This is a genomic window from Streptomyces canarius (assembly GCF_014650735.1).
Taxonomy (GTDB): domain Bacteria; phylum Actinomycetota; class Actinomycetes; order Streptomycetales; family Streptomycetaceae; genus Streptomyces; species Streptomyces olivaceoviridis.
Window position 1 is genome coordinate 113844 of record NZ_BMVN01000011.1, and the last position, 25115, is coordinate 138958.

32 protein-coding genes and 1 pseudogene are annotated in these 25115 nt (G+C 73.6%); 20 read left to right on the forward strand and 13 right to left on the reverse strand.

Annotation, left to right across the window (positions count from 1 at the left end; all coding sequences use genetic code 11):
* Positions 1 to 25: 25 nt before the first annotated feature.
* The 4 genes from IE294_RS18140 to IE294_RS18155 form a co-directional block, all read right to left on the reverse strand.
* Positions 26 to 271 (reverse strand): hypothetical protein, encoded by a 246-nt coding sequence (locus tag IE294_RS18140; RefSeq protein WP_229917205.1) that lies wholly within the window; start codon positions 269 to 271, stop codon positions 26 to 28.
* A 45-nt stretch (positions 272 to 316) separates the two neighbouring features.
* Positions 317 to 1348, reverse strand: a complete 1032-nt coding sequence (locus tag IE294_RS18145; RefSeq protein ID WP_189887299.1) for an SDR family oxidoreductase — start codon at positions 1346 to 1348, stop codon at positions 317 to 319.
* A gap of 323 nt (positions 1349 to 1671) precedes the next feature.
* Positions 1672 to 2328 carry an HAD family hydrolase gene (locus IE294_RS18150; protein WP_189887300.1) on the reverse strand — a complete coding sequence of 219 codons (657 nt, stop codon included), beginning with the start codon at positions 2326 to 2328 and terminating at the stop codon, positions 1672 to 1674.
* A 56-nt stretch (positions 2329 to 2384) separates the two neighbouring features.
* Positions 2385 to 3452, reverse strand: coding sequence for a PHP domain-containing protein (locus IE294_RS18155; protein ID WP_189887302.1), 1068 nt, complete (start codon positions 3450 to 3452; stop codon positions 2385 to 2387).
* A gap of 150 nt (positions 3453 to 3602) precedes the next feature.
* Here IE294_RS18155 and IE294_RS18160 point away from each other — a divergent pair, with 150 nt between their 5' ends.
* From IE294_RS18160 to IE294_RS18170, 5 genes and pseudogenes are all read left to right on the forward strand, one after another.
* Positions 3603 to 4406, forward strand: coding sequence for an SDR family oxidoreductase (locus IE294_RS18160; protein WP_189887304.1), 804 nt, complete (start codon positions 3603 to 3605; stop codon positions 4404 to 4406).
* Between the two features lie 121 nt (positions 4407 to 4527).
* Positions 4528 to 4581, forward strand: a pseudogene (locus IE294_RS49690) (hypothetical protein); the annotation flags it as partial.
* A 9-nt stretch (positions 4582 to 4590) separates the two neighbouring features.
* Complete coding sequence (locus IE294_RS49695; RefSeq protein ID WP_373315827.1) at positions 4591 to 5193, forward strand: hypothetical protein; 603 nt, start codon at positions 4591 to 4593, stop codon at positions 5191 to 5193.
* Positions 5178 to 5423, forward strand: a complete 246-nt coding sequence (locus tag IE294_RS49700; RefSeq protein ID WP_373315828.1) for a hypothetical protein — start codon at positions 5178 to 5180, stop codon at positions 5421 to 5423. Before IE294_RS49695 ends, IE294_RS49700 begins: the two co-directional genes overlap by 16 nt.
* Before the next feature lie 35 nt (positions 5424 to 5458).
* Positions 5459 to 5704 carry a hypothetical protein gene (locus IE294_RS18170; RefSeq protein ID WP_189887306.1) on the forward strand — a complete coding sequence of 82 codons (246 nt, stop codon included), beginning with the start codon at positions 5459 to 5461 and terminating at the stop codon, positions 5702 to 5704.
* A gap of 18 nt (positions 5705 to 5722) precedes the next feature.
* Here IE294_RS18170 and IE294_RS18175 read toward each other — a convergent pair whose 3' ends face one another.
* Both IE294_RS18175 and IE294_RS18180 read right to left on the reverse strand, forming a co-directional pair.
* The gene (locus IE294_RS18175) at positions 5723 to 6955 is read right to left on the reverse strand and encodes a glycoside hydrolase family 16 protein (protein ID WP_189887308.1); all 1233 of its coding nucleotides are present in this window, start codon (positions 6953 to 6955) and stop codon (positions 5723 to 5725) included.
* A 98-nt stretch (positions 6956 to 7053) separates the two neighbouring features.
* Positions 7054 to 7758: a VanZ family protein gene (locus tag IE294_RS18180; protein ID WP_189887310.1), complete on the reverse strand. Its 705-nt coding sequence runs from the start codon at positions 7756 to 7758 to the stop codon at positions 7054 to 7056.
* 220 nt (positions 7759 to 7978) lie between these two features.
* Here IE294_RS18180 and IE294_RS18185 point away from each other — a divergent pair, with 220 nt between their 5' ends.
* The 6 genes from IE294_RS18185 (at position 7979) to IE294_RS18210 (ending at position 11823) form a co-directional block, all read left to right on the forward strand.
* The gene (locus IE294_RS18185) at positions 7979 to 8173 is read left to right on the forward strand and encodes a hypothetical protein (RefSeq protein WP_189887312.1); all 195 of its coding nucleotides are present in this window, start codon (positions 7979 to 7981) and stop codon (positions 8171 to 8173) included.
* The gene (locus IE294_RS18190) at positions 8170 to 8622 is read left to right on the forward strand and encodes an MrpF/PhaF family protein (protein WP_189887314.1); all 453 of its coding nucleotides are present in this window, start codon (positions 8170 to 8172) and stop codon (positions 8620 to 8622) included. The genes IE294_RS18185 and IE294_RS18190 overlap by 4 nt, the downstream gene beginning before the upstream one ends.
* Before the next feature lie 81 nt (positions 8623 to 8703).
* A complete protein-coding gene (locus tag IE294_RS18195; protein WP_189887316.1) occupies positions 8704 to 8964 on the forward strand; it encodes a Na(+)/H(+) antiporter subunit B in 261 nt (86 codons plus the stop codon).
* The gene (locus IE294_RS18200) at positions 8961 to 9707 is read left to right on the forward strand and encodes an MnhB domain-containing protein (protein ID WP_189887318.1); all 747 of its coding nucleotides are present in this window, start codon (positions 8961 to 8963) and stop codon (positions 9705 to 9707) included. The genes IE294_RS18195 and IE294_RS18200 overlap by 4 nt, the downstream gene beginning before the upstream one ends.
* A complete protein-coding gene (locus IE294_RS18205) occupies positions 9707 to 10054 on the forward strand; it encodes a sodium:proton antiporter (protein WP_189887320.1) in 348 nt (115 codons plus the stop codon). The genes IE294_RS18200 and IE294_RS18205 overlap by 1 nt, the downstream gene beginning before the upstream one ends.
* Positions 10054 to 11823 carry a complex I subunit 5 family protein gene (locus IE294_RS18210; protein WP_189887322.1) on the forward strand — a complete coding sequence of 590 codons (1770 nt, stop codon included), beginning with the start codon at positions 10054 to 10056 and terminating at the stop codon, positions 11821 to 11823. Before IE294_RS18205 ends, IE294_RS18210 begins: the two co-directional genes overlap by 1 nt.
* On the opposite strand, the gene IE294_RS18215 is transcribed toward IE294_RS18210, so the two are convergent.
* The 3 genes from IE294_RS18215 to IE294_RS18225 form a co-directional block, all read right to left on the reverse strand.
* Complete coding sequence (locus IE294_RS18215; RefSeq protein WP_189887324.1) at positions 11824 to 12474, reverse strand: DUF4230 domain-containing protein; 651 nt, start codon at positions 12472 to 12474, stop codon at positions 11824 to 11826. It abuts the gene before it with no gap.
* Between the two features lie 87 nt (positions 12475 to 12561).
* Positions 12562 to 12942, reverse strand: coding sequence for an anti-sigma factor antagonist (locus IE294_RS18220; protein WP_189887326.1), 381 nt, complete (start codon positions 12940 to 12942; stop codon positions 12562 to 12564).
* A 127-nt stretch (positions 12943 to 13069) separates the two neighbouring features.
* Positions 13070 to 14020 (reverse strand): NADP-dependent oxidoreductase, encoded by a 951-nt coding sequence (locus tag IE294_RS18225; protein ID WP_189887328.1) that lies wholly within the window; start codon positions 14018 to 14020, stop codon positions 13070 to 13072.
* Positions 14021 to 14091: 71 nt separating this feature from the next.
* Here IE294_RS18225 and IE294_RS18230 point away from each other — a divergent pair, with 71 nt between their 5' ends.
* From IE294_RS18230 to IE294_RS18245, 4 genes are all read left to right on the forward strand, one after another.
* Positions 14092 to 15048 (forward strand): GlxA family transcriptional regulator, encoded by a 957-nt coding sequence (locus tag IE294_RS18230; RefSeq protein ID WP_189887330.1) that lies wholly within the window; start codon positions 14092 to 14094, stop codon positions 15046 to 15048.
* Between the two features lie 60 nt (positions 15049 to 15108).
* Complete coding sequence (locus IE294_RS18235; protein WP_189887332.1) at positions 15109 to 15963, forward strand: hypothetical protein; 855 nt, start codon at positions 15109 to 15111, stop codon at positions 15961 to 15963.
* A gap of 205 nt (positions 15964 to 16168) precedes the next feature.
* Positions 16169 to 16633, forward strand: a complete 465-nt coding sequence (locus tag IE294_RS18240; RefSeq protein WP_189887334.1) for a pyridoxamine 5'-phosphate oxidase family protein — start codon at positions 16169 to 16171, stop codon at positions 16631 to 16633.
* 52 nt (positions 16634 to 16685) lie between these two features.
* Positions 16686 to 17078 (forward strand): VOC family protein, encoded by a 393-nt coding sequence (locus tag IE294_RS18245; RefSeq protein ID WP_189816697.1) that lies wholly within the window; start codon positions 16686 to 16688, stop codon positions 17076 to 17078.
* 192 nt (positions 17079 to 17270) lie between these two features.
* On the opposite strand, the gene IE294_RS18250 is transcribed toward IE294_RS18245, so the two are convergent.
* Together IE294_RS18250 and IE294_RS18255 are read right to left on the reverse strand one after the other, a co-directional pair.
* Complete coding sequence (locus IE294_RS18250) at positions 17271 to 17573, reverse strand: DUF4235 domain-containing protein (protein ID WP_014676628.1); 303 nt, start codon at positions 17571 to 17573, stop codon at positions 17271 to 17273.
* Between the two features lie 28 nt (positions 17574 to 17601).
* Complete coding sequence (locus tag IE294_RS18255; RefSeq protein ID WP_189887336.1) at positions 17602 to 18618, reverse strand: glutathione S-transferase family protein; 1017 nt, start codon at positions 18616 to 18618, stop codon at positions 17602 to 17604.
* Positions 18619 to 18872: 254 nt separating this feature from the next.
* Here IE294_RS18255 and IE294_RS18260 point away from each other — a divergent pair, with 254 nt between their 5' ends.
* On the forward strand, positions 18873 to 19955 hold the full coding sequence (locus IE294_RS18260) for a cation diffusion facilitator family transporter (RefSeq protein WP_189887456.1): 1083 nt from the start codon (positions 18873 to 18875) through the stop codon (positions 19953 to 19955).
* A gap of 79 nt (positions 19956 to 20034) precedes the next feature.
* Here IE294_RS18260 and IE294_RS18265 read toward each other — a convergent pair whose 3' ends face one another.
* Complete coding sequence (locus tag IE294_RS18265; protein ID WP_189887338.1) at positions 20035 to 20484, reverse strand: nitroreductase family deazaflavin-dependent oxidoreductase; 450 nt, start codon at positions 20482 to 20484, stop codon at positions 20035 to 20037.
* Between the two features lie 213 nt (positions 20485 to 20697).
* Between IE294_RS18265 and IE294_RS18270 the strand changes: the two genes are divergently transcribed.
* The 3 genes from IE294_RS18270 (at position 20698) to IE294_RS18280 (ending at position 22783) form a co-directional block, all read left to right on the forward strand.
* Positions 20698 to 21156 (forward strand): nuclear transport factor 2 family protein, encoded by a 459-nt coding sequence (locus IE294_RS18270; RefSeq protein WP_189887340.1) that lies wholly within the window; start codon positions 20698 to 20700, stop codon positions 21154 to 21156.
* 184 nt (positions 21157 to 21340) lie between these two features.
* A complete protein-coding gene (locus IE294_RS18275; protein ID WP_189887342.1) occupies positions 21341 to 22570 on the forward strand; it encodes a cytochrome P450 in 1230 nt (409 codons plus the stop codon).
* A gap of 12 nt (positions 22571 to 22582) precedes the next feature.
* Complete coding sequence (locus IE294_RS18280; protein WP_189816703.1) at positions 22583 to 22783, forward strand: ferredoxin; 201 nt, start codon at positions 22583 to 22585, stop codon at positions 22781 to 22783.
* On the opposite strand, the gene IE294_RS18285 is transcribed toward IE294_RS18280, so the two are convergent.
* A complete protein-coding gene (locus IE294_RS18285) occupies positions 22758 to 23684 on the reverse strand; it encodes an endo alpha-1,4 polygalactosaminidase (protein ID WP_229917206.1) in 927 nt (308 codons plus the stop codon). The two genes, IE294_RS18280 and IE294_RS18285, sit on opposite strands and share 26 nt — an antisense overlap.
* 139 nt (positions 23685 to 23823) lie before the next feature.
* On the opposite strand from IE294_RS18285, the gene IE294_RS18290 reads away from it, so the two are divergent.
* Positions 23824 to 24792 (forward strand): aldo/keto reductase, encoded by a 969-nt coding sequence (locus IE294_RS18290; protein WP_189887344.1) that lies wholly within the window; start codon positions 23824 to 23826, stop codon positions 24790 to 24792.
* Positions 24793 to 25115 lie beyond the last annotated feature (323 nt).

Here is a 25115-nt window from a genome sequence, read left to right on the forward strand (position 1 = left end):
CGCGCTCCGGCCCACGGCCGCGGGGTCAGGCCGTCGGTTCGTCCGGGGCCGGGTGTTCCGGGTGTACCGTGCCCGGCTGCGGGGCGCCCCGGGGGCCGGTGCCGGCCTCGTCCGTGTCCGGTGCGACGTCCTCGTCCGCCTCCTTGCCGGCGGCGTGCCGCGGGGACACGTCCCACGGATCCTCGGCGGGCCGGGCCTGCTGGTCGGGCATGTCCCGGGGCACCGGCCGTTGCTCGGCTCCGGACCCGGAGCCAGGTTTGCGCACCGTCATGGTCTTCTCCGCTCCTCGTCGGCTCGTTCGGTGCTCCGGGCGCGCTCAGCCGACCTTCCGCCCGCGCATCGGCTCGGTCTCCAGCCCACCGCCCTTGCGCAGGCCGTCCAGGAACTCCTGGATCACCTCGGTCGCCGTGTGCCGGGGCTCCCAGCCCAGCTCGGCGCGCGCCCGCGCGCAGTCCATCAGCGGCAGCCGCAGCACGGCGTCGAACAGGTGCGGCGAGGCGGGCAGCAGGTGCAGCCCCCAGGCGGCGGCGATGGCCGAGCGGGCCGCCGTACGCGGCAGCCGGACCGGCCGGGAGCCGAGCAGCTCGGCGAGCACACCGGCGTCCAGCGCGGGATCGGCGGCCAGGTTGAAGGCGCCCCGGGCGCTGTCCGAGCGCACCGCGAGCCGGTAGGCCTCGGCGGCGTCGTCCGTGTGCAGCGCCTGCACCCGCAGGCCGGGGATGTCCGGCAGGAACGGCAGCAGGTCCGGCCGGGCCAGCGGACCGGGCAGGAACCGCCCGCCGAAGATCCGCCGCTGTTCGCTCGCGGACTCCCACTTGAACAGGAACGCCGGCCGCATCCGGACCACCCGCACCTCGGGGTGGTCGCGCTCGAACACGTCCAGCGTGCGCTCCAGGTAGGCCTTCTCCCGGCAGTACGCGGCGTCCGGCCAGCCGTGCGTGGGCCAGGACTCGTCCACCGGGCGGTCCTTCGGCCCCGGCGAGTACGCCCCGACGGAGGAGGCGTGCACCAGCACCGGTACCCGGGCCGCGACGACCGCCTCGAACACCCGGATGCCTCCGAGCACATTGGTCCGCCAGGTGGTGGCCGGATCATGCGTCGGCTGGAAGGCCCAGGCCAGATGGATCACGGCGTCGGCACCCTCGAACCGCTCGGCGAGGTTCGCCCGGTCCCCGGCGAGGTCGACGGCGGACCACTCGGTCTTCGGCGGCGACCACTCGGGCGTCCGCCGGGCCAGCCCGCGCACGGACTTGATGTCCGGGTCCTCGGAGAGCAGGCGCACCACACTCGTCCCGACGTTGCCGGTGGCGCCTGTCACGACGACCCTGCTGCCCGCTGAGCTGCTCACCTTCGGCTCCTTACGTCGGCACGGTGGAGGCTGCGACGAGCGGCCGGGTACCCGGGCGCCGCGTCCGCACACGCGGCACGGGGGCGGCACGGGGAAGCCCCGGCCGTGACGGGGGAATCACGACCGGGGCGGTCAGGTGGTGGGGGCGGATGGCGGTCGCCTCTCGGCGAGACGCTCCACAGGGCTTCAGCCGAACGATCGTCCCTGTGGGCAAAAGGTGAGGCCCGGGGACACTGTCCCATCCGCACCCACGGCTTGTTCAACGGGCAACCACACCCAGGTGTTCCAGCCCCCCGCGTGACGTGCGTCACCACCGGAACCCCTCAGCCCAGCGGGCTCCCGGCCAGCCGCGCCAGCAGGTCCGCGGGGTCCGCGTACACCGCCTCCGCCCCCGCCTCCTCCAGGTCGGCCCGGGGGATCCCGCCGCACAGCACGCCCAGACAGCGCACGCCGGCCTTGCTGCCCGCCCGCATGTCCCACACGGTGTCCCCGACGAACACCGCCCGCGAGGCCGGCACCCCGGCCAGCTCCAGCGCGTGCTCCACGGGCTCCGGGGCCGGCTTGCCCTCCCGCACGTCGTCCGCGCTCGCCGTGGCCGCGATGGCGTCGTCCGCGTCGATCGCCCGGCGCAGCGCACCGAGCTCGGCACCGCTCGCCGAGGTGGCAAGGACCACCGTCCAGCCGTCCCCGTGCAGCCGCCGCAACAGCTCGCCGGCCCCCGGCAGGGCGGGGAGCCGGTCGAAGTACTGGCCGTACAGCGCCGTGTGCGCGGCGCTCAGCGCGGCGTCCTGGTCCCGGTCGCGGTCGTCGCCGAGCAGATGGGCGACGAGGTCCGTGGAGCCGAGGCCGACGGCCCGGTGCACGGCGTGCATGGGCACCTCGTGGCCCGCCTGCCGGAACGCCTCCCACCAGGTCGCGACGTGCAGGTGATTGGTGTCGACGAGGGTACCGTCGACGTCGAACACGGCGGCACGGTCCATTCCGGGTCCTCTCCGTCAGCCCCGGGTCCTTCCGGCCGGCCCCAGGGTCCTCGCGGTCAGCTCCCGGAACGGGTACCACGCCCGGAACCCGCCACGCGTGCCGGCAGCCGGCCCTCCCGCGTCCAGTCCAGCAGCTCGTCGGCCGACCAGGTGGTCACCACGCGCTCGGGCGGCACCCCGCACTCCTCGGCCCGCGCGCAGCCGAGGATCTGCCAGTCCAGCTGGCCGGGCGCGTGGGCGTCGGTGTCGACCGAGAACAGCACCCCGGCCTCGACCGCCCGGCGCAGCAGCCGCCGGGGCGGGTCCAGCCGTTCCGGGCGGCTGTTGATCTCCACGGCGGTCCCCGACTCGGCGCACGCGGCGAACACCTCGTCCGCGTCGAACTGCGACTCGGGCCGCCCCCGGCCCGTGACCAGCCGCCCGGTGCAGTGCCCGAGGACGTCGGCGTGCGGATCGCGCACGGCGGCGACCATCCGCCGGGTCATGGACCGGGCGTCCATCCGCAGCTTGGAGTGGACCGACACCACGACCACGTCCAGCCGGTCCAGCAGCTCCGGTTCCTGGTCCAGCGAGCCGTCGTCCAGGATGTCGCACTCGATGCCGGTGAGCAGCCGGAACGGCGCCCAGCGCGCGTTCAGCTCCGCGACCACCGCCAACTGCTCCCGCAGCCGCGCGGGCGACAGGCCACGGGCCACGGTCAGCCGCGGCGAGTGGTCGGTGAGCACGGCCCACTCGTGCCCCAGCCCGGCCGCCGCCCGCCCCATCTCCTCGATCGGGCTGCCGCCGTCGGACCAGTCCGAGTGCGTGTGGCAGTCCCCGCGGATCAGCGCCCGCAGCCCGGCCCCGGCCCCCTCGGCGCCCGCCGGCGCCCCGGCCTCCTCCTCCAGTTTGCGCAGGTACCCGGGCACCTCACCGCCCAGCGCCTCCCGCACCACCTGCGCGGTCTTCGGTCCGACCCCCTTCAGCGACTCCAGCGTCCCGGCGGCGGCCCGCTCGGCCACCTCTCCCTCGGGCAGCGCGGCCAGCGTCCGGGAGGCGGTGCGGAAGGCCCGTACCCGGTAGGTGGGCGCGAGCGCCCGCTCCAGGAGGAACGCGATCCGGTCGAGGGCGGCGACGGGGTCCATGGGAACCAAGGGTGCACCAGGCGCCCCGGAGGGGCGCGGGGAACCGCGCGACCGGCCGCCTTCCGTGTCCGCGGTGGCGGGTCCGTTTGTCCCCACCGCCCCCGGGTACTGCGTGACCCGTGCACGTGACCCACCGTGAGGAGGCCCGTGATGTCCGTACCGGATGCGCAGCGAACGGCCGTGGTGACCGGCGCGGACAGCGGCATCGGTCGGGCCACCGCCGTACGGCTGGCCGAGGCGGGCCTGGACGTCGGCATCACCTGGCACACGGACGAGAAGGGCGCCGAACAGACGGCGGAGGAGGTCCGCGCGCACGGCCGCCGTGCCGCCGTGGGCCGGCTGGACCTGACCCGGCTGCCCGAGGCCGCCGACGCGGTGGACGACCTGTGCGAGGAGCTCGGCCGGATCGACGTCCTCGTCAACAACGCCGGTACCGGCACGATGACCCCCTATCTCGACCTGACGCTCACGGATGTGCGCCGGGTCCTGGACGTCGACCTCGTGGGCCCGTTCCTGCTCGGGCAGCGGGCCGCGCGGCGCATGATCCGGCAGGGCGGCGGCGGCCGGATCGTGAACGTCACCTCCGTGCACGAGCACCAGCCCCGGGTCGGCGCGGCCCCGTACTGCGCGGCCAAGGGCGGGCTCGGACTGCTCACCCAGGTGATGGCCCTGGAGCTGGCCGAGTACGGCATCACGGTGAACGCGGTCGCGCCGGGTGAGATCGCCACCCCGATGACCGGCCAGGAGGACACCGACGTGCGCGGCGAGCGCCGTCCCGGCGTGCCGCTCGGCCGGCCCGGTGACGCCCGCGAGGTCGCCGCCGTGATCGCGTTCCTCGCGAGCCCGGACGCCTCCTACGTCACCGGCGCCTCGTGGAGCGTCGACGGCGGCATGCTGCGCATGGGCCCGCAGGCCGGCTCCCATCTGACCAGCGACGACTGGCGCCGGCCCTGAGGCGGCGGGGACGGCGACGAGGCCGGGGGGAGACCGCGGTGAGGCTGCGCAGCAGTTCGCCCGACGACCCCGGCTACGCTGCGGCCGGGGCTTCCGCTACGCCGACGGCGCCGGCGAGCCCCTGACCGACCCCGAGCAACTCGCCCGCTTCCGCGCCCTGACCATCCCGCCCGCCTGGCGCGACGTGTGGATCTGCCCCTGGCCCAACGGCCACCTCCAGGCCGTCGGCACCGACGACGCCGGACGCCGGCAGTACCTGTACCACGAGCGCTTCCGGGCCGAGCAGGACCAGGCCGAGCACGAGCACGTACGGCAGGTGGCACGGGCCCTGCCCGAGCTGCGCGCCAAGGTGGCGCCGGACCTCGCCGGGCGGGGGCTGAGCCGGGACCGGGTCGCCGCCTGCGCGGTCCGCCTGCTCGACCTCGGCTTCTTCCGCATCGGCAGAGACCGGCACACCCGCACCAGCGAGACCTACGGCCTGACGACCGTGCTCCGCGAGCACGTCGGCTGCGCACGCGGCGAGATCGGCTTCGGCCACCCGGCCAAGGGCGGCACCGAGATGGTCCGCGCCCTCGTCGACGAGCAGGTGCACGCGGTCGCCCGGTCCCTGCTGCGCCGCCCGCGCGGCGGCGACCGCTTCCTCGCCTGCTGGGACCACGGCGCCTGGCACGACCTACGCGGCGACGACCTCAACGAGGCCCTGCGCCGGCTGTCCGGCACCGACTCACCGCCAAGGACTTCCGCACCTGGCACGCCACCGTGCTGGCCGCCGTGGCGGTCTCCGTGACCGCGCGGGGCGCCCGGGCCGTCCGCGAGGTCAGCCACTACCTGGGCAACACGCCCGCGGTGTGCCGGACGTCGTACATCGACCCGAAGGTCTTCGAGCTGTTCGAGCAGGGCGTCACCGTCGCCCCCGTGCTCACCCGGCTGGGCGAACACGGGGAGTTCGGTCGTCCGGCCACGCAGGGAGCCGTCGAGGCGGCCGTACTCGATCTCCTCGACGGCTCCGGCGGATGACCCGTCGGCGCGGGTTGCGTTCTACCCTCGATTGCATGACCGAACAAGCAGCCCCCCACATCTCCCGCCCGCGGATCCTGGTCCTCGGGGTGTGCCCGGGCCGGCACGGCGAGCCGCCCTTCCGGATCATGGAGATCGACGGTCAGGTGGTCGGTGAGGCCAGGACCGTCACGGACGTGCTGGAGACGGCCGCCTCCTACGGCATCCCCATCCACGACCTGGACGACCCGGACGCGGTCCGCTGGGTGGGCGGCGGCAAGTACACCTGGACGCTGCACTGACCGGCCGGCGGGGCAGGGTCAGCCGACCGTCCACTTCTGGTTGGCGGTGCCCGTGCAGGTCCAGATCTGCAACCGTGTCCCGTTGGCCGAGTTGTTGCCGGTGACGTCGAGGCACTTGTTCGCCTGCGGGTTGACGATGTCGCGGGCCGCCGGCAGGGCCCACTTCTGGGCGGGGCTGCCGTTGCAGTCCCACAGCTGGACGGGCGTGCCGTCGGCGGTGCCGCCGCCACTGACGTCCAGGCACTTGCCGAGCGCCCGGAGCGTGCCGTCCGAGCCCACCGTCCACGACTGTGCGGCCGAGCCGTTGCAGTCGTAGAGCTGGACCGGGGTGCCGTTCGCGGGGTTGGCGCCGGCCACGTCCACGCACTTGCCCGCCAGGCCCCGGATCGGCACACCGGCGGCGCTGTCGCTCGTCGTCACCGACACCGAGTCCACCACCAGCGCCTGCGGGAACTGCGTGGAGCCGTCGGGGTCGCCCGGCCAGTAGCCGCCGACCGCGAGGTTCAGGATCAGGAAGAACGGCTTGTTGAACACCCAGGTCTTCCCGCCCAGGTCGGCCGGGGTGCGCCGCTGGTAGACGTTGCCGTCCACCGACCAGGTGATCGAGTTCGGCGCCCAGTCGACGGCGAAGGTGTGGAAGGCGTCCGCGAAGGCCTGCCCGTTCGGCAGCGAGTAGCCCGCGCCTATGCCGCCGGAGCCGGAGTAGCCGGGGCCGTGGATGGTGCCGTGCACGGTCGAGGGTTCGAAGCCGACGTTCTCCATGACGTCGATCTCACCCGAGTCCGGCCAGTTCACCGGCGTGCCGAGCATCCAGAAGGCGGGCCACATGCCCTGGCCGCGCGGGATCTTCATCCGCGCCTCCACATGGCCGTACTGGGCGTTGAACTTCCCGGCCGTGTTCAGCCGGGCCGAGGTGTACTGACAACTGCCGTACCAGCATTGGTAGCCGGCCGGGTTCTCCTTGCGGGCCGTGATCACCAGGTGGCCCTGGCCGTCGAGGGCCGCGTTCTTCGTGCCCGAGGTGTAGTACTGCCGCTCGTGGTTGTTGACGTTGTCGCCGGTCTCCAGGGTCCATTTCGAGGAGTCGACGCCGGCGCCCGCGGGCCCGTCGAAGGTGTCGGAGAAGGTGGTGACGGCCGCCGCCGTGGGGGCGGCGGTGTCGGCCCGCGCCGGGCCGACGGCGGCCGAGCCGATCAGTGCCGCGGACAGGGCGGCCAGGAGACATCTGCGGAGCAGGCGTGGGGAGGCCATGGCTCTCCGTTCATGTGGGGGTGTGAGCGGTGCGCCTCTTGATTTAAGGAGTGAGATAAGGGGCCGTCAATACTCTGGTACGGACCTGTCGCTGACGATCAGCCGGCGGACGGCTCACGCACGCGCCGGTGCACCCCCCGTCCGAGCCGTCGCCCCAGCAGCAGCCAACCCAGCAGCGCCCCGGCCGTGTTGAGGATGACGTCGTCGATGTCGAAGGCCCGCCCGGTGACCAGCGCCCCCTGGACCAGCTCCACCATCAGCATCACGAGGGCCGTCAGCGCGAGCACCTGGAGCACACCCCGGGCACGCGGCGCGAGGACCGGCACCAGCACCCCGAACGGCACGCCGAGCAGCACGTTGCCGCCGAGCTGCCGGAGCGCGTCCCGCAGCGACGCCTGCTCCAGATAGGCCTGGAGCGAGCGGCCCGGGTGCAGGTTGCTGTGCGTCAGCGGCACCGACGCGGGGGACGGCTGGAGGGTGATGCGGGCCAGGGCGACGGCGAACGCGACCATGCACGCGAAGGCGACGAGGATCGCCAGCAGCCGGACGGGCAGCGGCCATACGTGCCGGGGCCGGCCTTCCTCGGCGGGTCGCTCCCGGGTGCCCTCGGCCGGGCGCCGGCGGGCGGCGGACCGGGGGCGCAGCTTCCCGGCCGGCCACCACGTCCGGGTGGACCGGGGGCGCGCCCCGTCGGCCGGCTGCCGTTTCCGGGCGGGGCGGACCCCCTCGGCCGGCTGCCGTTTCCGGGCGGCGCGCAGGATCTCCGGCAGGCGCGGCACGGTACGGGCCATGTGCTCCTCCATTCGTCAACTTCCGCGGTCCGAACGTCGGTTACCCCCGCCGCGGCCCAGGATGCCCGCCGTCCGGCCCGCACCCGTGGTTTCCGTTCACGCCTGAGGGGCACTCCGGGTGCGGACCCGCGTGCCGCCGCTCCCGCCCGGGTCCGGCGGTGCTTGGATGCCCCCAGCGGCTTGGTGGACACATCGCCGCGTATCCGAGCACAGCGGACCCAGGAGGTGCTGCGTGACCCGTCGTACGGCACCCCGGGCGGCCTTCCTCGCCGCCGGTGAACTCCTCGCCTGGTGGGCGGTGCTGGCACTGCTGTGGCTGGTGCTGATCAGCACCGTCGACACCCTGGAACGGATCGTCGGCGCGAGCTGTGCCGCCGTGGGCGCGGTCCTCGCCCGGACCGGCCGGCGGGCGGTGAGCCGGCGGTGAACGGCTGGATCCTCGCGGCGACCGTCGAGCTGGGCGGGGGAGGAGCGGCGGCCCTGTGGGGCGTGACCACCGGCCCGCCCGCCCGCCGGGTCATCGCCCAGAACCTCACCGCCTCCGCCGTCTGCCCGGCCCTGCTGCTCCTCGCCCAGGGCTACGGCCGCCCCTCCTATGTCGACCTCGCCCTGCTGCTGGCCCTGCTCGGCCCGGTCGGCACGCTCGTCTTCGCCCGGCTGCTCTCCGACGACCTGGCCGGGGAACACCCGGGCGCGTGGGCCCTGACCTGGACGGCGGCGGGCCTGGGCGCGGCGGTCGTGCTCGCCCTGTGCGTGGCCGGCGCCCCGGGCCGGGCGACGGTGAAGCTCCTGGTGATCGGCGCCCTGCTGATCAGCGGCAACGTGATCGCCTCCCGCGCCCTGGCGGGCGGATACCGGGGGGTGCGGGGTGGCTGACGGGACGCCGGGTGCGGCCGGCCGCCGGTACGCCCCGCGGGGCGGGCGCGCGCCCGCCGGCACGTGGAAGGCGGGTGCCGTGTGTCCGACGCCCTGATCGTCGTCGTGCTGCTGCTCGTGGCCGGATCCGCCACCGCGGCCGTGGCCCAGCGCGACCCCGCCCGCCAGGCGCTCGTGCTGTCCTTCCTGGGCGTGCTGCTGGCCGTGCTGTTCACCGTGCTCCAGGCCCCGGACGTCGGCCTGTCCCAGCTCGCCGTCGGCTCCGCCCTCACCCCACTGCTGATCATGCTGTCGGTGCGCAAGGTCAGACGCCGGGGCCGCTCCGAGGAGGGTGACGGGTGAACCGGCTGCGGCTGTGGCTGCTGGCCGTCGGCGGCGCGGGCCTGGCCGCCCTGCTCGTCGCGGCCTGCCTCGACCTGCCCGGCTTCGGCGGGTCCCGCCACCCGTACGGCGACCGCGCCGTCCACGCCGCCCTCTCCCGGCACACCGCCAACACCATCGCCTCCGTCAACTTCGACCAGCGCGCCTACGACACCCTCGGCGAGATGAGCATCCTGTTCGCCGCCGTCCTCGGCTGCGTGGTGCTGCTGCGCGAGGCCCGCGACGAGCACCGGGCACGGCCCGAACCCGCCGACGTGGCCCGTCCGGTCCGCCGCTACGCCCTGCTCGTGCTGCCCGTCGCCCTGGTCACCGGCCTGTACGTCATCGCCCACGGCCAGCTCAGTCCCGGCGGCGGCTTCCAGGGCGGGGTCGTCGCCGCGACCGCCCTGCACCTGCTCTACCTGGGCGCCGACTACCACGCGCTGGAACGCGTCCGCCCGCTCGGCGTCTACGAGACCACCGACGCGCTCGCCGTCTCCTCCTACCTCGTGCTCGGCGCCGCCGGGATCCTCGCCGGCACCGCGTTCCTGGCCAACACCCTGCTGCCGTACGGCACGTTCAACACGCTGTCGTCCGGCGGCACCGTCCCCCTGCTGAACGCGGCCATCGGCATGGAGGTGGCGAGCGCGGTCGTCGTCCTGCTCGCCCACTTCCTCGACCAGGCCGTGGAGATCGAGGAAGAGCACGGGAGGGGAACACCGTGATGCACGTCCTTCCGTACCTGGTCGCCGCCTACATCTTCCTGACGGGCTGCTACGGCCTCGCCACCAGCCGGAACCTCATCCACGCCGTCGGCTGCCTCGCGGTCTGCCAGTCCGCCACCTACGTCCTGCTGCTGGCGGTCGGCTACCGCGACGGCGGCACCGCACCCGTCTTCTCCGACATGAAGCCCGGCTCCCGTCCGGTGGTCGACCCGGTCGTGCAGGCCCTCACCCTCACCGACGTCGTCGTCGGCGCCACCGTCACCGCGCTGCTGCTCGCCCTCGTCCTCCAGATCGCCAAACGGCACGGCACGGTCGACCCCGACGAACTGCGGGAGCTGCGCGGCTGATGCACCACCTGATCCCGCTGCTCGTCGCGATCCCGCTGCTCGGCGCCGCCCTGCTGGTGGCCACGGGCCGCCATCTGCCCCGGACCGCCGCCGAACTCACCGGATTCGTCGTCTCCGGGGCCACGGCCGCCCTCGCGCTGATCCTGCTGCTGAACTCCGCCCCGCCGATGGTCGAGTGGGTCGGCGGCTGGCTGCCCGTCGACGGCGAGAGCGTCGGCATCCTGGTGGTCGGGGACGGCCCGGCGCTCGGCATGGCCGCGCTGGCCTCACTGCTCACCCTGGCCGCGCTCGCCTACTCCTGGCGCTACTTCGACGAGCCCCCGCGCGACCGCACCGGCTCCTTCACCGCGCTGATGCTGGTCTTCCAGGGAGCCATGTGCGGCTTCGCCGTCGCGGGCGACCTGTTCAACGCGTTCGTGTTCTTCGAGCTGATGAGCGTGGTCGCCTACGCGCTGACCGGCTACCGCATCGACGAGGCCAAGGCCGTGCAGGGCGCCCTGACCTTCGGGGTCGTCAACTCCCTGGGGGCGTACGCGATGCTGATGGGCATCGCCCTGCTGTACGCCCGTACCGGCGAGCTGGCCATGGCGAAGATCGGCCGCGGGCTCGACGCCGCCGCCGGGCCGGGCGGGCCGGACGCGCTGGTCCTCGCCTCCTTCGTGCTGGTGCTGACCGGGCTGCTGGTGAAGGCGGCGGCCGTGCCGTTCCACTTCTGGCTCCCGGACGCGCACGCCGTCGCCCCCACCCCGGTCTGCATGCTCCTGTCCGGCGTCATGGTGGAACTCGGCGCCTACGGCGTATGGCGGGTGTACGGCACCGTCTTCGCCGGACCCGGCGGCATCCCCGCCGCCGACCTGACCCGCGCCCTGGTGACGCTCGGCGCCCTCACGGCCGTGACCGGCGCCGTCATGTGCTGGTACCAGCGGCACATCAAACGGCTCCTCGCCTACTCCACCGTCGCCCACACCGGCCTGTTCCTCGTCGGCTTGGGCGTCCTCACCCCCGAGGGCGACGACGGGGTCGCCCTGTACCTCCTCGGCCACGCCGGCGTGAAGGCCGCGCTGTTCGCCTGCGCGGGCGTCCTGCTGGACCGGTTCGGCAGCGTCGACGAGCACGCGCTGCACGGCCGGGCCCGGGGGCGGCTGCGCGCCACCGCCGTGATGTTCGCCGTCGGTGGCCTCGGCCTGGCCGGTCTGCCGCCGTTCGGTACGGCGCTGGGCAAGGCGATCACCGAGGAGGCGGTCGGCGGCCCGTTCACCGTGGTGTACGTGGCGGCCTCCGCGATCACCGCCGGCGCGGTCCTGCGGGTCACCGCCCGCGTCTTCCTGGGCCTCGGGCCGCGCCCCGGGGACGCGGAGTACGAGACCAGCGGCTCCGACGAGGAACCCGAGACGTCCGGCCCGCTGCGCCGGATCCCGGACACCATGACGATCGTGCCCGCCGTGCTGCTCGCCGCCGCCTTCGCCGTCGGGGTGGCCCCCGGCTTCGGCGCCCTGGTCGCCCGCTCCGTGAACGAGGCCGGCTCGGGCGGCGCCCACGCCTCCGCGCACTGGACCCTGCCCGGCGTCCTGCTGGGCGTGGCCTCCGCCCTGCTGGCCCTGGCGCTGGCCGGGCTCGCGGTCAGCCGCCCCGGCTGGGTGGCCGCGCCCGGCTGGGCCGCACCCCTCAGGCGCCTCCAGTCCGGGCACGTGGGTGACTACGTGGCCTGGCTGCTGGTGGGCGCGACCGTGCTGGGGGCGCTGGCCCTGCCGGGGATTCTCGGTTCCTGATCAGGTGCCGTACGCGATGTGCACCTCCGTGAAGCCGAGGGAGCGCAGCAGGCCCTGGAGCATGCCGGTGGTGTTGCGCTCGGCCCGGGCGGTCAGCCCGCTGGTGCGCGCCGCGTCCCCGATGTGCCGGACGGCGAGCTGCTGCACGGCCTGCTCGCTGTTGGGGTTGTCGGAGAACAGGTCACCGAGCCGGTCCAGCAGCCCGCGCTGCTTGGACACGGCGTAGGAGTGGTCGGGGTCGAGGGCCGGCCTGCCGAGCCGTGCGTGCGGCAGCCGGATGGTGGCGGACGTACGGTCGTCGTTGACCGTCACGTCCCTCTCGCCGACCCGGCCCAGGTCGACGTAGGCGTCCACGGTGCCCGCGCCGACGTACAGGGTGCGGGTGCCGCGGATGGCGTCGGGCAGGAACTTCGCGTCCTTGTCCAGGTCCACGACGACCTGGAAGTTGCCCGACGCCGCGTCGTAACGGCTCATGTCCTGGATGGACTTGAGGAGAGCCGGGCCGGAGCGGTCATGGGTCTCGGTGCCGAACAGGTCCTTGATGCCGGGCAGTACGGCCAGCCGGATGCCGGCGAACAGTACGGCGAGCACCAGCACGAGCGCCGCCACGGCCTTGGCCCACCCCGGCAGGCGCCTCACGGAAGTCGTCATCGCGACCGTCCTCCTTCCTGTTGACCGCATGCCCGTCAACAGCCGGAGCAGACCGGTGCGTCATGTGTGCGATGCGGCCGGCCGGGGTCACAGTGAGCCGGACGCGGCCCCGGAGCGGGCCAGGGCCGCGTCCAGGCTCGGCTGCGGGGGCAGCAGCCGGGCCAGACCGGTGACCCGGAACACGCGCAGCGTCAGCGGGTGCGTGCACACGAGGTGCAACTGCCCGCCGCGCTCCTGCACCCGGACGCGCGCCCGGTACAGCAGCCGCAGCCCCGAGCCGTCGAAGAACTCCACGGGCCGCAGGTCGATCACGACGCGCGCCCCGGGCCGGTCGGTGGCCCGGTCGACGAACGGGCCGATCTCCGTCGCCGAGACGATGTCGATCTCACCCCGGAACTCCAGCACCGTGTGCCCGCGGTACGCGTACACGCCCAGTTGCCGGGGGAGAGGTACGGGTTCGTGTCGCACCTCGCCACCACCTCCCACCCGCGCCCGGACGTCGTTTCCCGATCGTCAAGTTACCCTCGATGGAAGGAATTTGAGCATGTTCGATTGACATATGTCTTCGAGTTTGCCGCTTGTCGGCGCGCAGCGCTCAGTCCGCCAGCAGCACCAGCTTGCCCGTCGTCCGCCCGGTGTCGCCCAGCTCGTGCGCCTTCGCCGCGTCGGCCAGCGGGAACGTCCCGGCGATCGTCGCCTTCAGCCGGCCGGACTCCGCGAGCTCCGCGACCGCCCGCATCCCGGCCCGGTCGGCGTCGACCAGCATCCGCACCGCCCGCACCCCGAGCCGCTCGGCCTCCTCGTGGAACTCCGCGGAGCCCACCGGCAGGATCGACACCACGACACCGCCCGGCCGCAACACCCGCAGCGAGCGCACGGAGGTCTCACCGCCCAGGGTGTCCAGGACGACGTCGACGTCCCGCACCGCCTCCGTGACATCCGTCGTGCGGTAGTCGACCGGCTCGTCCACACCGATCTCCCGCAGGAAGTCGTGCTTGCCCGCGCTGGCCGTCCCGATCACGTACGCCCCGCGCGCCTTGGCGATCTGCACGGCCACATGGCCGACCCCGCCGGCCGCCGCGTGGATCAGCACCCGCTGCCCCGGCCCGACGTCCGCGTGCTCGGTCAGCGCCTGCCAGGCGGTCAGGGACACCAGCGGCAGCGCGCCCGCCTGCACGTGGTCGAGGGAGGCCGGCTTGCGCACCAGGGCCCGGGCCGGGGCGATGACGTACTCGGCGTGCGAGCCGTGGCCGAAGGGGTAGGGCAGCATGCCGAAGACCTCGTCGCCGGGCCGGAACGCGGCCACGCCGATCCCCGTCTCCGCGACCTCCCCGGAGACGTCCCAGCCGAGCACGAACGGGGGCCGGCCCAGGAACCCGTCGGTGGCCCGGTGCTTCCAGTCGGTGGGGTTCACCCCGGCGGCCCGCACCCGGACCAGCACCTCGTTCGGACGCGGCTTCGGCCGCTCGACCCGCACTTCCCTCAGGACCTCGGGACCGCCGAGAACGTCCTGGCTGATGGCTCGCATCGTGTTCACATCGCTCATGGTCACCCAGCCTGCCGAAGCCCGCCCGGCCGGGAAATGGCATGAATGCCAAGCTTCGATAGGATCGTGCCATGCGTGGCACACCGAGTCCCGAACGCGTGGTCGTCCTGGCCCTCGACGGCGTCTACCCCTTCGAGCTGGGCATCCCCAGCCGCATCTTCGGCGCGGCCGACGGCCACTACGAGGTGTTCACCTGTACGGTCGACGGCCGCCCGGTGCGCACCAACGCCGACTTCACCGTCGGTGTCGTCCACGGCCCCGAGATCCTGGAGACGGCCGACACGGTGGTCGTCGCCTCCATGGCGCCCGCCCACATCCCCACCGAGCTGCCGGTTGAGGTCGCCGCCGCGCTCGACCGGATCCGCCCGGACGCCCGGATCGTCTCCATCTGCACGGCCGCCTTCGTCCTCGCCGAGGCCGGACTGCTCGACGGCCGCCGGGCGACCACCCACTGGCAGGTGGCCGACCTGTTCCGGCGCCGCTACCCCCGGGTCGACCTCGACCCGGACGTCCTCTTCGTCGACGACGGCCGCATCCTCACCTCCGCCGGCGCGGCCTCCGGCGTCGACATCTGCCTGCACATCGTCCGCACCGACCACGGCAGCGAACTGGCGAACGCCGTCGCCCGCCGCTGTGTCGTGCCCCCGTTCCGGGACGGCGGCCAGGCCCAGTACATCGAGCAGCCGGTCCCCGAGAGCGGCGCCGCCGGCACGGCCGCGACCCGCGCCTGGGCACTGGAGCGGCTGGACGAACCGCTCACCCTGGCGGACCTCGCCGGGCACGCCCGGATGAGCCTGCGCACCTTCGCCCGCCGCTTCAGCGACGAGGTCGGCCTCAGCCCCGGCCGCTGGCTGATCCAGCAGCGGGTGGCCCGCGCCCGGCACCTGCTGGAGGCCAGCGACCTGCCGGTGGACCGGATCGCCACCGAGGTGGGCTTCGCCACCGGCGCCTCGCTGCGCCAGCACCTGCACGCGGCGATCGGCGTGTCCCCGCAGGCCTACCGGAGGACCTTCCAGCGGGCCCGCTGAACGTTCCGTCCGGCTCCGGCGTCGAAGGACCGCACGGAGCACGGGAGAACAGGGGCGGGAATGCGCAGAGGGCTGGTGGCGACGGCGGTACTGACGGCCGTGACGGTGGGGGCGGTGGCCGGGTGCGACGCCGGGCCCGGGCCCGACCTGGTGGTGGAGGGCACCCCACCGCCGACCCCCTACAGCGGACCGCTCGACGTACCGACCAAGGAACTCGACGAGAGCACGCCCCGGGCGCTGCGCCTGGCCTCCGGGGCGGCCGGCCGGGCGCTGGAGTGCGACGGGGAGATCTTCCAGGGCTCCGGACCCGACGGCTGGAGCAGGTCCGACGGCGGGGACACCCCGCAGGAGGGGCTGGCCCTCTACTTCGACATGGTCCGGCCGGAGGAGCCCGACCACGGGTACCGCGTGGAACGCGAGGAGGCGGACCGGGTCCTGTACTCCTACGACGTGGACGGCCGCACCAAGGTGGCGGTCGTCGTGGCCAAGGACCAGAAGGACCGCCCCGGCTGGGGCCCCGAGACGCACGCCTCCTGCGACCCGGCCGAACTCCCGGAGAGCTTCACGTCCACCACGGACTGGCAGATCTGGACCGACCGCGCGGGCCGGAGGGTGCCGGTGGCCCGGCTGCACAGCTCCTCGGGACCGGAGCACTGCGGCTGGCAGTCCGCCGACTTCCTCGCCCTGGCCGACCGGACCTACGCCCGCGACCCCGAGGGCGTGCTGGGCCGGGACGAACTGCTCCGGGCGCCCTACCGCGCGAGGGTCCGCATGCCCGCGGACGCCCGGGACACCGGGTACCGCTTCCGTGACCGGCGGCTGTGGCTGACGGCGGGCAGGGCGACGGCGTACGTCCGCACGGACCACGGGGTGGAGGCGTGGCCGCTGGTGAAGGAGGGCGTCGGGTGCGATTGACCGGCGCGGGCGGGGGTTTCGGGGCCGGGTGACGGGATGGTGGGCTCCTCGTCGCTCGGCGCGTGGACCTGACACCGGACGCCGAGCACGTCCAGCTCGTTGATCCGCTCGGGCGCACCCGGACACGCCTCGGGCGACTCCGTGCGCGGACCGGGGGCCCACGGCCACACTGGTCGGGACGATCACGCAGAGGAGGCCGTACGCCATGACCCCGCCCCCCGCCCGCACCGCCGAACAGCGCAAGAAGGACACCCTGCACCGACTGGACCACGACGTCGACGCGTGGGTCGCCACCGCCGGACCCGACGGCGCGGCGCCGTACCTCGTACCGCTGTCGTTCGTGTGGGACGGCAGTTGCCTGCTGATCGCCACCCCGGCGGACAGCCCCACCGGCCGCAATCTCGTGGCCACCGGCCGCGCCCGCCTCGGCATCGGCCCCACCCGGGACGTCGTCCTGGTCGACGGCGGCGTCCGCGCGGTGACACCCGAGGACCTGCCCGAGGAGGACGCCGAGGTCTTCGCCGGGAAGACCGGCTTCGACCCGCGCCGACTGGCCGCCCGCTACCTGTACTTCAGGGTCTTCCCGGAGCGGATCCAGGCCTGGCGCGAGGAGAACGAGCTGCGCGGGCGGGAGCTGATGCGCGACGGACAGTGGCTGCCCGCCGACTGAATCCGGGGGCCGGGGATATCCGCTGGGGAGAGGACACTTCCCGGGAGGACCCATGTCACTGGTGAAAGCGGGCGTGGTCGTGCTGGACTGCGCCGAGCCTGAGAAACTCGCCGAGTTCTACCGCGAGTTGCTGGACGGAGAGCGGGTGAGCGCGTCCGCCAACCTCGTGGAGGTCAGGGGCGCCGACGGCGTCCGGCTGGCCTTCCGGCGCGATGTCAACGCGACCCCGCCCAGCTGGCCGCGCCCGGAGAACTCCCTCCAGGCCCATCTCGACTTCCTCGTCGAGGACTTGGACGAGGCCGAGCGACGCGTGGTGGGACTCGGCGGGCGGCCGATCGAGACGCGGGACGCGGCGGGCCCGTACGAGGAACGGGGCTACGCCGACCCCGCCGGCCACTCCTTCACCCTGCGCCTGCTGCCGCCGACAGCACCGAAGCAGGGGTGACCGACGCCGTGGGGGCCCGGTCGACGGCGGTGCGGGAACGGGGTCGACCGGGCGGCGGCTGCCCGTGGCACCCGGCGAGGCCGGCGGACGGCGGGGGTGCCGGGTCGGCGGCGGTGGTGCCGGGGCGGGGATGAACCCCGGCGCCGCGACGGTGCTCGGCCGGGGCGCCGGGGCAGGGGGCGGTCGGTCCGGTCAGTCCCGGCCGCCCTTGTCGGTCGCCGGCCACACGCCCGTCGACCGGGCGATGGCCTTCGCGCCGGTGCGGTCCACGGCGCTGCGCACCACCGCGAAGATCGCGCCCTGGACCGCGGCGGCCAGCAGGATCTCGCCCCAGCCGCGGTCCGGGTCCAGGGCGTCGGGGGCGTCCTCCTCGTGCCGGATCGCCATCCACGCCTTGCGGAAGGCCATACCGGCCAGCGCGCCGCCCGCCCAGCTGAGCACGAATCCGACCGGCTGGTAGACGAGAGGGAGCTTCTTCTTCTTGTTCTTGGCCATGGGTGACTACTTCCTCGTCAATCGGCCCTCATGCGGGCCGTCCCTGCGCGGCCACTCGTTCGCCCGGGGCCACCGGACCCGGCGCCGTACCGTCACCGAACGGCCGGCCGCCCAGCTCCGCGCGGCCGTGCGGGCTCAGCCAGCCGCCGAGGTCCGGGCCGAGCGGCACGATGCCGGTCGGGTTGATACCGGTGTGCACCTGGTAGTAGTGCCGCTTGATGTGGTCGAAGTCCACCGTGTCACCGAACCCCGGCGTCTGGAACAGATCCCGGGCGTACGCCCACAGCACCGGGTGCTCCGCCAGCTTCCAGCGGTTGCACTTGAAGTGGCCGTGGTAGACCGCGTCGAACCGGACCAGCGTGGTGAACAGCCGGATGTCCGCTTCCGTGAGGGTGTCACCGACCAGATACCGCTGCCCGGACAGCCGCTCACCGAGCAGTTCCAGCCGCCGGAACACGGCCGTGCACGCCTCCTCGTACTCCTTCTGGTGCGTGGCGAACCCGGCCCGGTACACCCCGTTGTTCACGTCCTCGTAGACCTCGGCCATCACCTCGTCGATCTCGTCGCGCCGGCCGGCCGGGTAGAGGTCCGGCGCGCCGGCGCGGTGCAGGGCGGTCCACTCGGTGGCCAGGTCCAGGGTGATCCGCTGGTAGTCGTTGGTGACCAGCCGGCCGCTGGGGACGTCCACGAGCGCGGGCACGCTCACCCCGCCCGGGTAGCCGGTCTCGCGCTTGTCGTAGGCCTCGCTGAGGAACCGGATACCGAGCACCGGATCCCGCCCGTCCGGGTCCAGGGTGAACCGCCAGCTGCGGTCGTCCTGGACCGGATCGGCGATCGCCATCGAGAGCGCGTCCTCCAGCCCCAGCAGCCGGCGCGAGATCACCGCGCGGCTCGCCCACGGGCAGGCGCGGGAGATCACCAGCCGGTAGCGGCCCGCCTCGACCGGCCAGCCGTCCCGGCCGTCCGCGGTGACCCGGTCCTGGAAGTGGCTCCTGGACCTGCTGAAGGTCTGGTGTCCGTAGGCGCGGTTGCCGTCGCCGCTCATGTCTCCTCCTCGCCGCACGGGTGGTCCTGACGACCGCGTTCCCCGTTTCACCCGGCCGGCACGGTGTGAGCGGCCCGGTCGGGGGCAACCGGCGAGAGATGAGTGGGACACCCTCGGAACGGGAGCCGGCCGCACGCACGGCCGAGGACAACGGAACACGCCCGGCACAGGCCGCGGACGGCGCGCCGGCGCGGGCACAGACCCCGGACGGCGCACCGGCACGGGCGCACGCCCCGGACGGCGCACCGGAACCGGTGCACCACACGGACCGGACAGCGCCACCCCCGCATGCGTCGCGCCCACAAGCGCCGTCGGCACACGCCCAGGACGGCGCACCGGACGGCGCACGCGACCACACCGACCGAGACCCCGGCGGGCGTGCCGGTGCCGACGGCGACCGGCACACCAAGATCACCGTCCTCGTGGCGCTCGCGGCCAATCTGGTGATCGCCGTCGCCAAGGCGGTCGGCGGCGTCCTCGCGGGCTCGCCCGCGCTGCTGTCGGAGGCCGCGCACTCGGTCGCCGACAGCCTCAACGAGGTCTTCCTGCTGGCCGCCCTGCGCCGCAGCCGCCGCCCCGCCGACGCCCGGCACCCCTTCGGCTACGGCAAGGAACGCTTCTTCTGGTCCCTGCTCGCCGCCGTGGGCATCTTCGTCATGGGCGGCTGCTTCTCCTTCTTCCAGGGCGTGGAGGCCCTCGGCAGCCACACCGAGGAGAAGTTCAGCGGCTATGTGGCGGGCCTGATCGTGCTGGGCGTGGCCCTCATCGCCGAGGGCGTCTCACTGCTGCGGGCCCTGCACCAGGTGCGCCGGCAGGGCGGCGGCCTCCGCGCGCTGCGCGACCCGGCGCTGCGCACGGTGGTCGCCGAGGACGGCACGGCGGTGCTCGGCGTGACCCTCGCCCTGGGCGGCATGGCCCTGCACATGGTGACCGGACAGGTCGTCTGGGAGGCGTCCGCCTCGCTGGCGATCGGCGTGCTCCTCGTCTACGTCGCCTTCCGGCTCGGCCGCGACGCCCGCGCCCAGCTGATCGGGGAGGCCGCCGACCCGGAGCAGACCGGCAGGATCCGCGCGCTGCTGCGGGCGCAGCCGGAGATCGACAGTGTGGAGGCGCTGTTCACGATGAAGATGGGGCTGGACTCCACGCTGGTCGCCGCCCGCGTGGACCTGGTGCCGGGCCTGGACAGCGAACGCGTCGAGGAGGTCGCCGTACGCATCAAGCGGTCCCTCGCCCAGACGTTCCCCGAGGCCGACCAGGTCTTCCTCGACGTGACCGACCGGCCGGCGGGCGAGGCGCGGAAAAGCCCCGCCGCGACGGGGGAACGCGGCGGGGCCTGACCCACGAGTGCCCGTCCGGGGACCGGCTCACACCTCCCCGGAACGGATTTTTCTGGAACGGGGCGGCCCCCGGCCCGAATCAGCGCTGGTCGAGCGGCTCCAGCACGAAGACCGGGATCTCCCGGGACGTCTTCGTCTGGTAGTCGGCGTACGCCGGGTACGCGGCCACCGCCCGCTCCCACCACTCGGCCTTCTCCGCCCCCGTGACCTCGCGGGCCCGCATGTCCCGCTTCACCGGGCCGTCCTGGAGCTCGACATGCGGGTCGGACTTCACGTTGAAGTACCAGACCGGATGCTTGGGCGCACCGCCGAGGGAGGCGACCGCCGCGTACCGGCCCTCGTGCTCCACCCGCATCAACGGCGTCTTGCGGATCTTCCCGCTCTTCGCACCCCGGGTGGTCAGCACGATCACCGGCAGCCCGGTGTCGAGCAGCGTCGTGCCCTTCGTCCCGCCCGAGTTCTCGTACAACTCGACCTGCTCGCGCACCCACTGCGTCGGACTGGGTTCGTACTCGCCCTCAAGAGGCATGGGATTTTCGTTCCCTTCGTCGGTCCAAACGGCTGACTGCCATCGCCACAACACCGGTGACGCCGTGAATCATCCGTACCGCGCGCCGATGGCGCCGATGGGGTGATCGCCGTCCGTCCACGGTGATTACCTCCGGGGTCATCGCGCCGCCGCGCCGCGCGCGGCACAGTGATCCGCGTCCCGATCACTGCCCACCCGGGGAGGGAACCACCCATGTCCGCCGACCGCACCGACGCGACCCGTGCCGCCGTCCGGGAACTCCTGCGCAGGATCGGCCAGGGCGATCCGGAGCGGATCGCCGCGCTGTACGCGGAGGACTGCGACTGGCGGCTGGACTGGCCCGAGGAGGAACACGGCCGCGCCGACACGCCGTGGATCCGGCACCGCGCCACCCGCGCCGACGCCGCCGCCCACTACCGGGAACTGGCCGCCCACCACGTCCCGGAGAAGGCCGGCACCACCATCGAGCGCGTCCTGGCCGACGGCGAGGACGCGGTCGTGCTCGGCGTCATCCGGCAGACCGCCGTCCCGACGGGCCGCGCCTACGCCGCCCGGTTCGCCCTGCACCTCACCGTCCGGGACGGCCTGGTCGTACGGCACCACGTGTACGAGGACAGCCTCGCCGTCGCCCGTGCCTTCGCCCCCGGCGAGCAGGGCGCCCGGACGCCGTGACCGGGCGCGCCTCCGGGCCGCGGCCCCGCGCGCGGCCGTGGCCGGTTTCCGTCCGTCGGACCCTGGGTACTTCGGCCAGATGACGACGGTCACCTAAGTGGCCGAACTTGGCGTCGACCTATAGGTGCCTGGGGCATCTAATGATGATCGACTCGACGCACTTCTTCGTCTGCGAGGTCTTTCCATGACGGAACTGACGGACATCTCCGCCCCGGCTGCCCCGCCCGACCCCGTCGCCTTCCCCCAGAACCGCACCTGCCCCTACCACCCGCCCACCGGCTACGGCCCGCTGCGCGACGGGCGCCCCCTGTCCCGGGTCACCCTCTACGACGGCCGCGAGGTCTGGCTGGTCACCGGGTACTCCGCCGCCCGCGCCCTGCTCGCCGACCCCCGCCTGTCCACCGAGCGCCGCCGCCCCGGCTTCCCCATGCCCACGCCCCGGTTCGCGGCGGGCCGCGACCGCAGGGTGGCCCTGCTCGGGGTGGACGACCCGGAGCACCACCGGCAGCGGCGGATGCTGATCCCGTCGTTCACCGTCAAACGCGCGGCGGCGCTGCGCCCCTGGATCCAGCGGATCGTGGACGAACTGCTGGACGCGATGATCGCCCAGGGTCCGCCCGCCGAGCTGGTCTCCGCCTTCGCGCTGCCCGTGCCGTCGATGGTGATCTGCGGTCTGCTCGGCGTGCCGTACGCCGACCACGAGTTCTTCGAGGAGCAGTCCCGCCGGCTGCTGCGCGGCCCGACCGCCGCCGACACGGTGGAGGCCCGCGAACGGCTGGAGGACTACCTCGGCGGACTGATCGACGCCAAGGCGGAGGAGGCCGAGCCCGGTGACGGGATCCTCGACGAGCTGGTCCACGACCGGCTGCGCACGGGGGAGCTGGACCGCGCCGACGCCGTGTCGCTGGCCATCATCCTGCTGGTCGCCGGCCATGAGACCACCGCCAACATGATCTCCCTCGGCACCTACACCCTGCTCCGGCACCCCGGCCGGCTGGCCGAGCTGCGCGCCGACCCCGCGCTGCTGCCCGCCGTCGTGGAGGAGCTGATGCGGATGCTGTCCATCGCGGAGGGGCTCCAGCGGGTGGCGCTGGAGGACATCGAGATCGCCGGCACCACGATCCGGGCCGGCGACGGCGTGCTCTTCGGGACCTCCGTGATCAACCGTGACACGTCCGTGTACGACGACCCCGACGCCCTGGACTTCCACCGCCCCGACCGCCACCACGTCGCCTTCGGTTTCGGCATCCACCAGTGCCTGGGCCAGAACCTGGCCCGCGCGGAACTGGAGATCGCCCTCGGCAGCCTGTTCACCCGGCTGCCGGAGCTGCGGCTGGCCGTGCCGGCCGAGGACATCCCCTTCAAACCCGGCGACACGGTCCAGGGGATGCTGGAACTCCCCGTTACCTGGTAAGAGGCTCTCCTCATGCACATCGACATCGACAAGGACGTCTGTATCGGCGCCGGGCAGTGCGCGCTGGCCGCGCCGGGCGTCTTCACCCAGGACGACGACGGCTACAGCACGCTCGTGCCCGGACACGAGGACGGCGCGGGCGACCCCATGGTCCGTGCGGCGGCCCGCGCCTGCCCGGTCAGCGCGATCACCGTACGGGACAGCACCGGCTGACGACCGTCCGGCGGTACGGCGCCCGGACCGCCGTACCGCCGGACGATTCCCAGCGCACCGTGCGGACGTACCCGGCGCTGCCCGGCGTCGACACGTCCCGGTCCCGGCGGACGATGCTCAGCCGGTCCCCCCAGCGGGCGCGGGCCGCGCGCAGGCCGGCGTCGGTGTACTCGATGTCCACCACCCGGTCGTCGAACGCCTTCGCGTACACATCGCACTCGTCGTACTGCCCGCACTCCTCCGTCACCGCGAAGTCCAGCCCGGCCCGTTCGCGCCGCCCGGCCAGCTCCGCGGTGTTCTTCTGCCCGACGGCCAGCCGCCGGGCGTGCGCGTGCCGGGACAGCAGACGCATGAACGCCGTCGCGTCGGACGCGGTGAGCAGCCGGTGGGAGCGGGTGTAGCTGTCGTAGTTGTCGGGCTCGACGGCGTCGAAGCCCTTGTCCGCGCAGCCGTCGATCCAGCGGTTCACCCGCCGCGCCACCCGGTCCCGTTTGGCGGGGGTGCCGATGTCGAGCAGCGGCTCGTCCCAGTCCTCGTCGACGACGACCCGGCCCCGCGCGTCGCGCAGCAGCAGGTCGGCCGGCCAGGAGGAGCGCTCGCCGGGCTGGGCCTGGAAGGCGTTGACGTAGCAGATGTTGTACAGGCCCGGTGCCGGGCCGTCCGAGCGGTCGCGGCTGACGATCCGCACGTCCGCGGGCGGGGGATAGGCACCGCCGATCTGGTAGTCGAACCCGGCGTGCCGCGGGGGCAGCCGCAGCGCGGCGCGCCGGGGCGCGCCGTCCTCCTCCCGCTCGCCGGAGGCGCAGCCGGACAGCGCCGTCACCGCGACGACCAGGGCCGCTGCCAGGGCTCCCAGGGCCGTGCGCGCCCCAGTGGCGCGGTGAACACGTGTCAGGGGCACGTCCGCTCCGTCCTGTCCACGCCGGGCGGCGCGGTACGTGTCAGGATCAGATCGTCCGTGCGCTCCGGACGTCAAGTCGGCCCCGCCGCACGTCGTAGGCTCGGCCGTGACCATCGTCCCGAAGGCAGGAGCAGCAACGATGCAGTACGTGAAGCTCGGTTCCACGGGCCTGGACGTCTCGCGGATCTGTCTGGGCTGCATGACCTACGGACTGCCGGACCGCGGCACGCACGAGTGGACCCTGGACGAGGAGGCGTCCCGCCCGCTGATCCGGCAGGCGCTGGAGGCGGGCGTCAACTTCTTCGACACCGCGAACGTCTACTCCGACGGCACCAGCGAGGAGATCGTCGGGAAGGCGCTGCGGGACTTCGCCCACCGCGACGAGATCGTGCTCGCCACCAAGGTGCACGGCCGGATGCGGCCGGGTCCCAACGGGGCCGGGCTGTCCCGCAAGGCCATCATGAGCGAGATCGACCACAGCCTGCGCCGCCTCGGCACCGACTACGTCGACCTCTACCAGATCCACCGCTACGACCACGAGACCCCCGTCGAGGAGACGATGGAGGCGCTGCACGACCTGGTGAAGGCGGGCAAGGTCCGCTACATCGGGGCGAGTTCGATGTACGCGTGGGAGTTCTCCAAGGCGCAGTACACCGCCGAGCGGCACGGCTGGACCAAGTTCGTGTCCATGCAGAACCACTACAACCTGCTCTACCGCGAGGAGGAGCGGGAGATGCTGCCCCTGTGCGCGGACCAGGGCGTCGGCGTGCTGCCGTGGAGCCCGCTCGCCCGTGGCCGGCTCACCCGTGACTGGGGCGCGGTGACCCAGCGCAGCGCGAACGACGCCTTCGGCAGCCGGCTCTACCTGGAGAGCGACCACGCGATCGTCGAGGCCGTCACCCGGATCGCCGGCGAGCGGGGCGTGCCACGCGCCCAGGTGGCCCTCGCCTGGCTGCTGCACCAGGACACCGTGGCGGCACCGATCGTCGGCGCCGCCAAGCCGCAGCACATCGAGGACGCGGTGGCCGCCGTCGAACTGAAGCTCAGCGAGAAGGAGATCGAGGAACTGGAGCGGCCGTACGCGCCGCACGAGATCAGCGGCCACTGACCGGTCAGTGCGGTCCGCGCGGTACGGACTTCCGTGCCGCACGGACCCCCGCCCTCGCCCCCGGCATCGTCAGGTCCGGCAGCAGGCGCCGATGTGCTCGGCCGGATGCTCACCGACTCCCGCGCTCCGGCGGCCGGCGCCTGTCGGGTGGGCGAACAGCGGTAAGGGGAGGAAATGGCGGCCCTTGACGAAATGTCAATAGAGAGAATCCGGGGCGGGAAATCCCGAGAATCGGGAGATCGCTTGTTCCGGTGTCTCCGGCTGTGTAAAAGTGCCGCCTCAGGTGGTCGTTCGAGCTGCCACGACATCGCCGTACCGCTTGG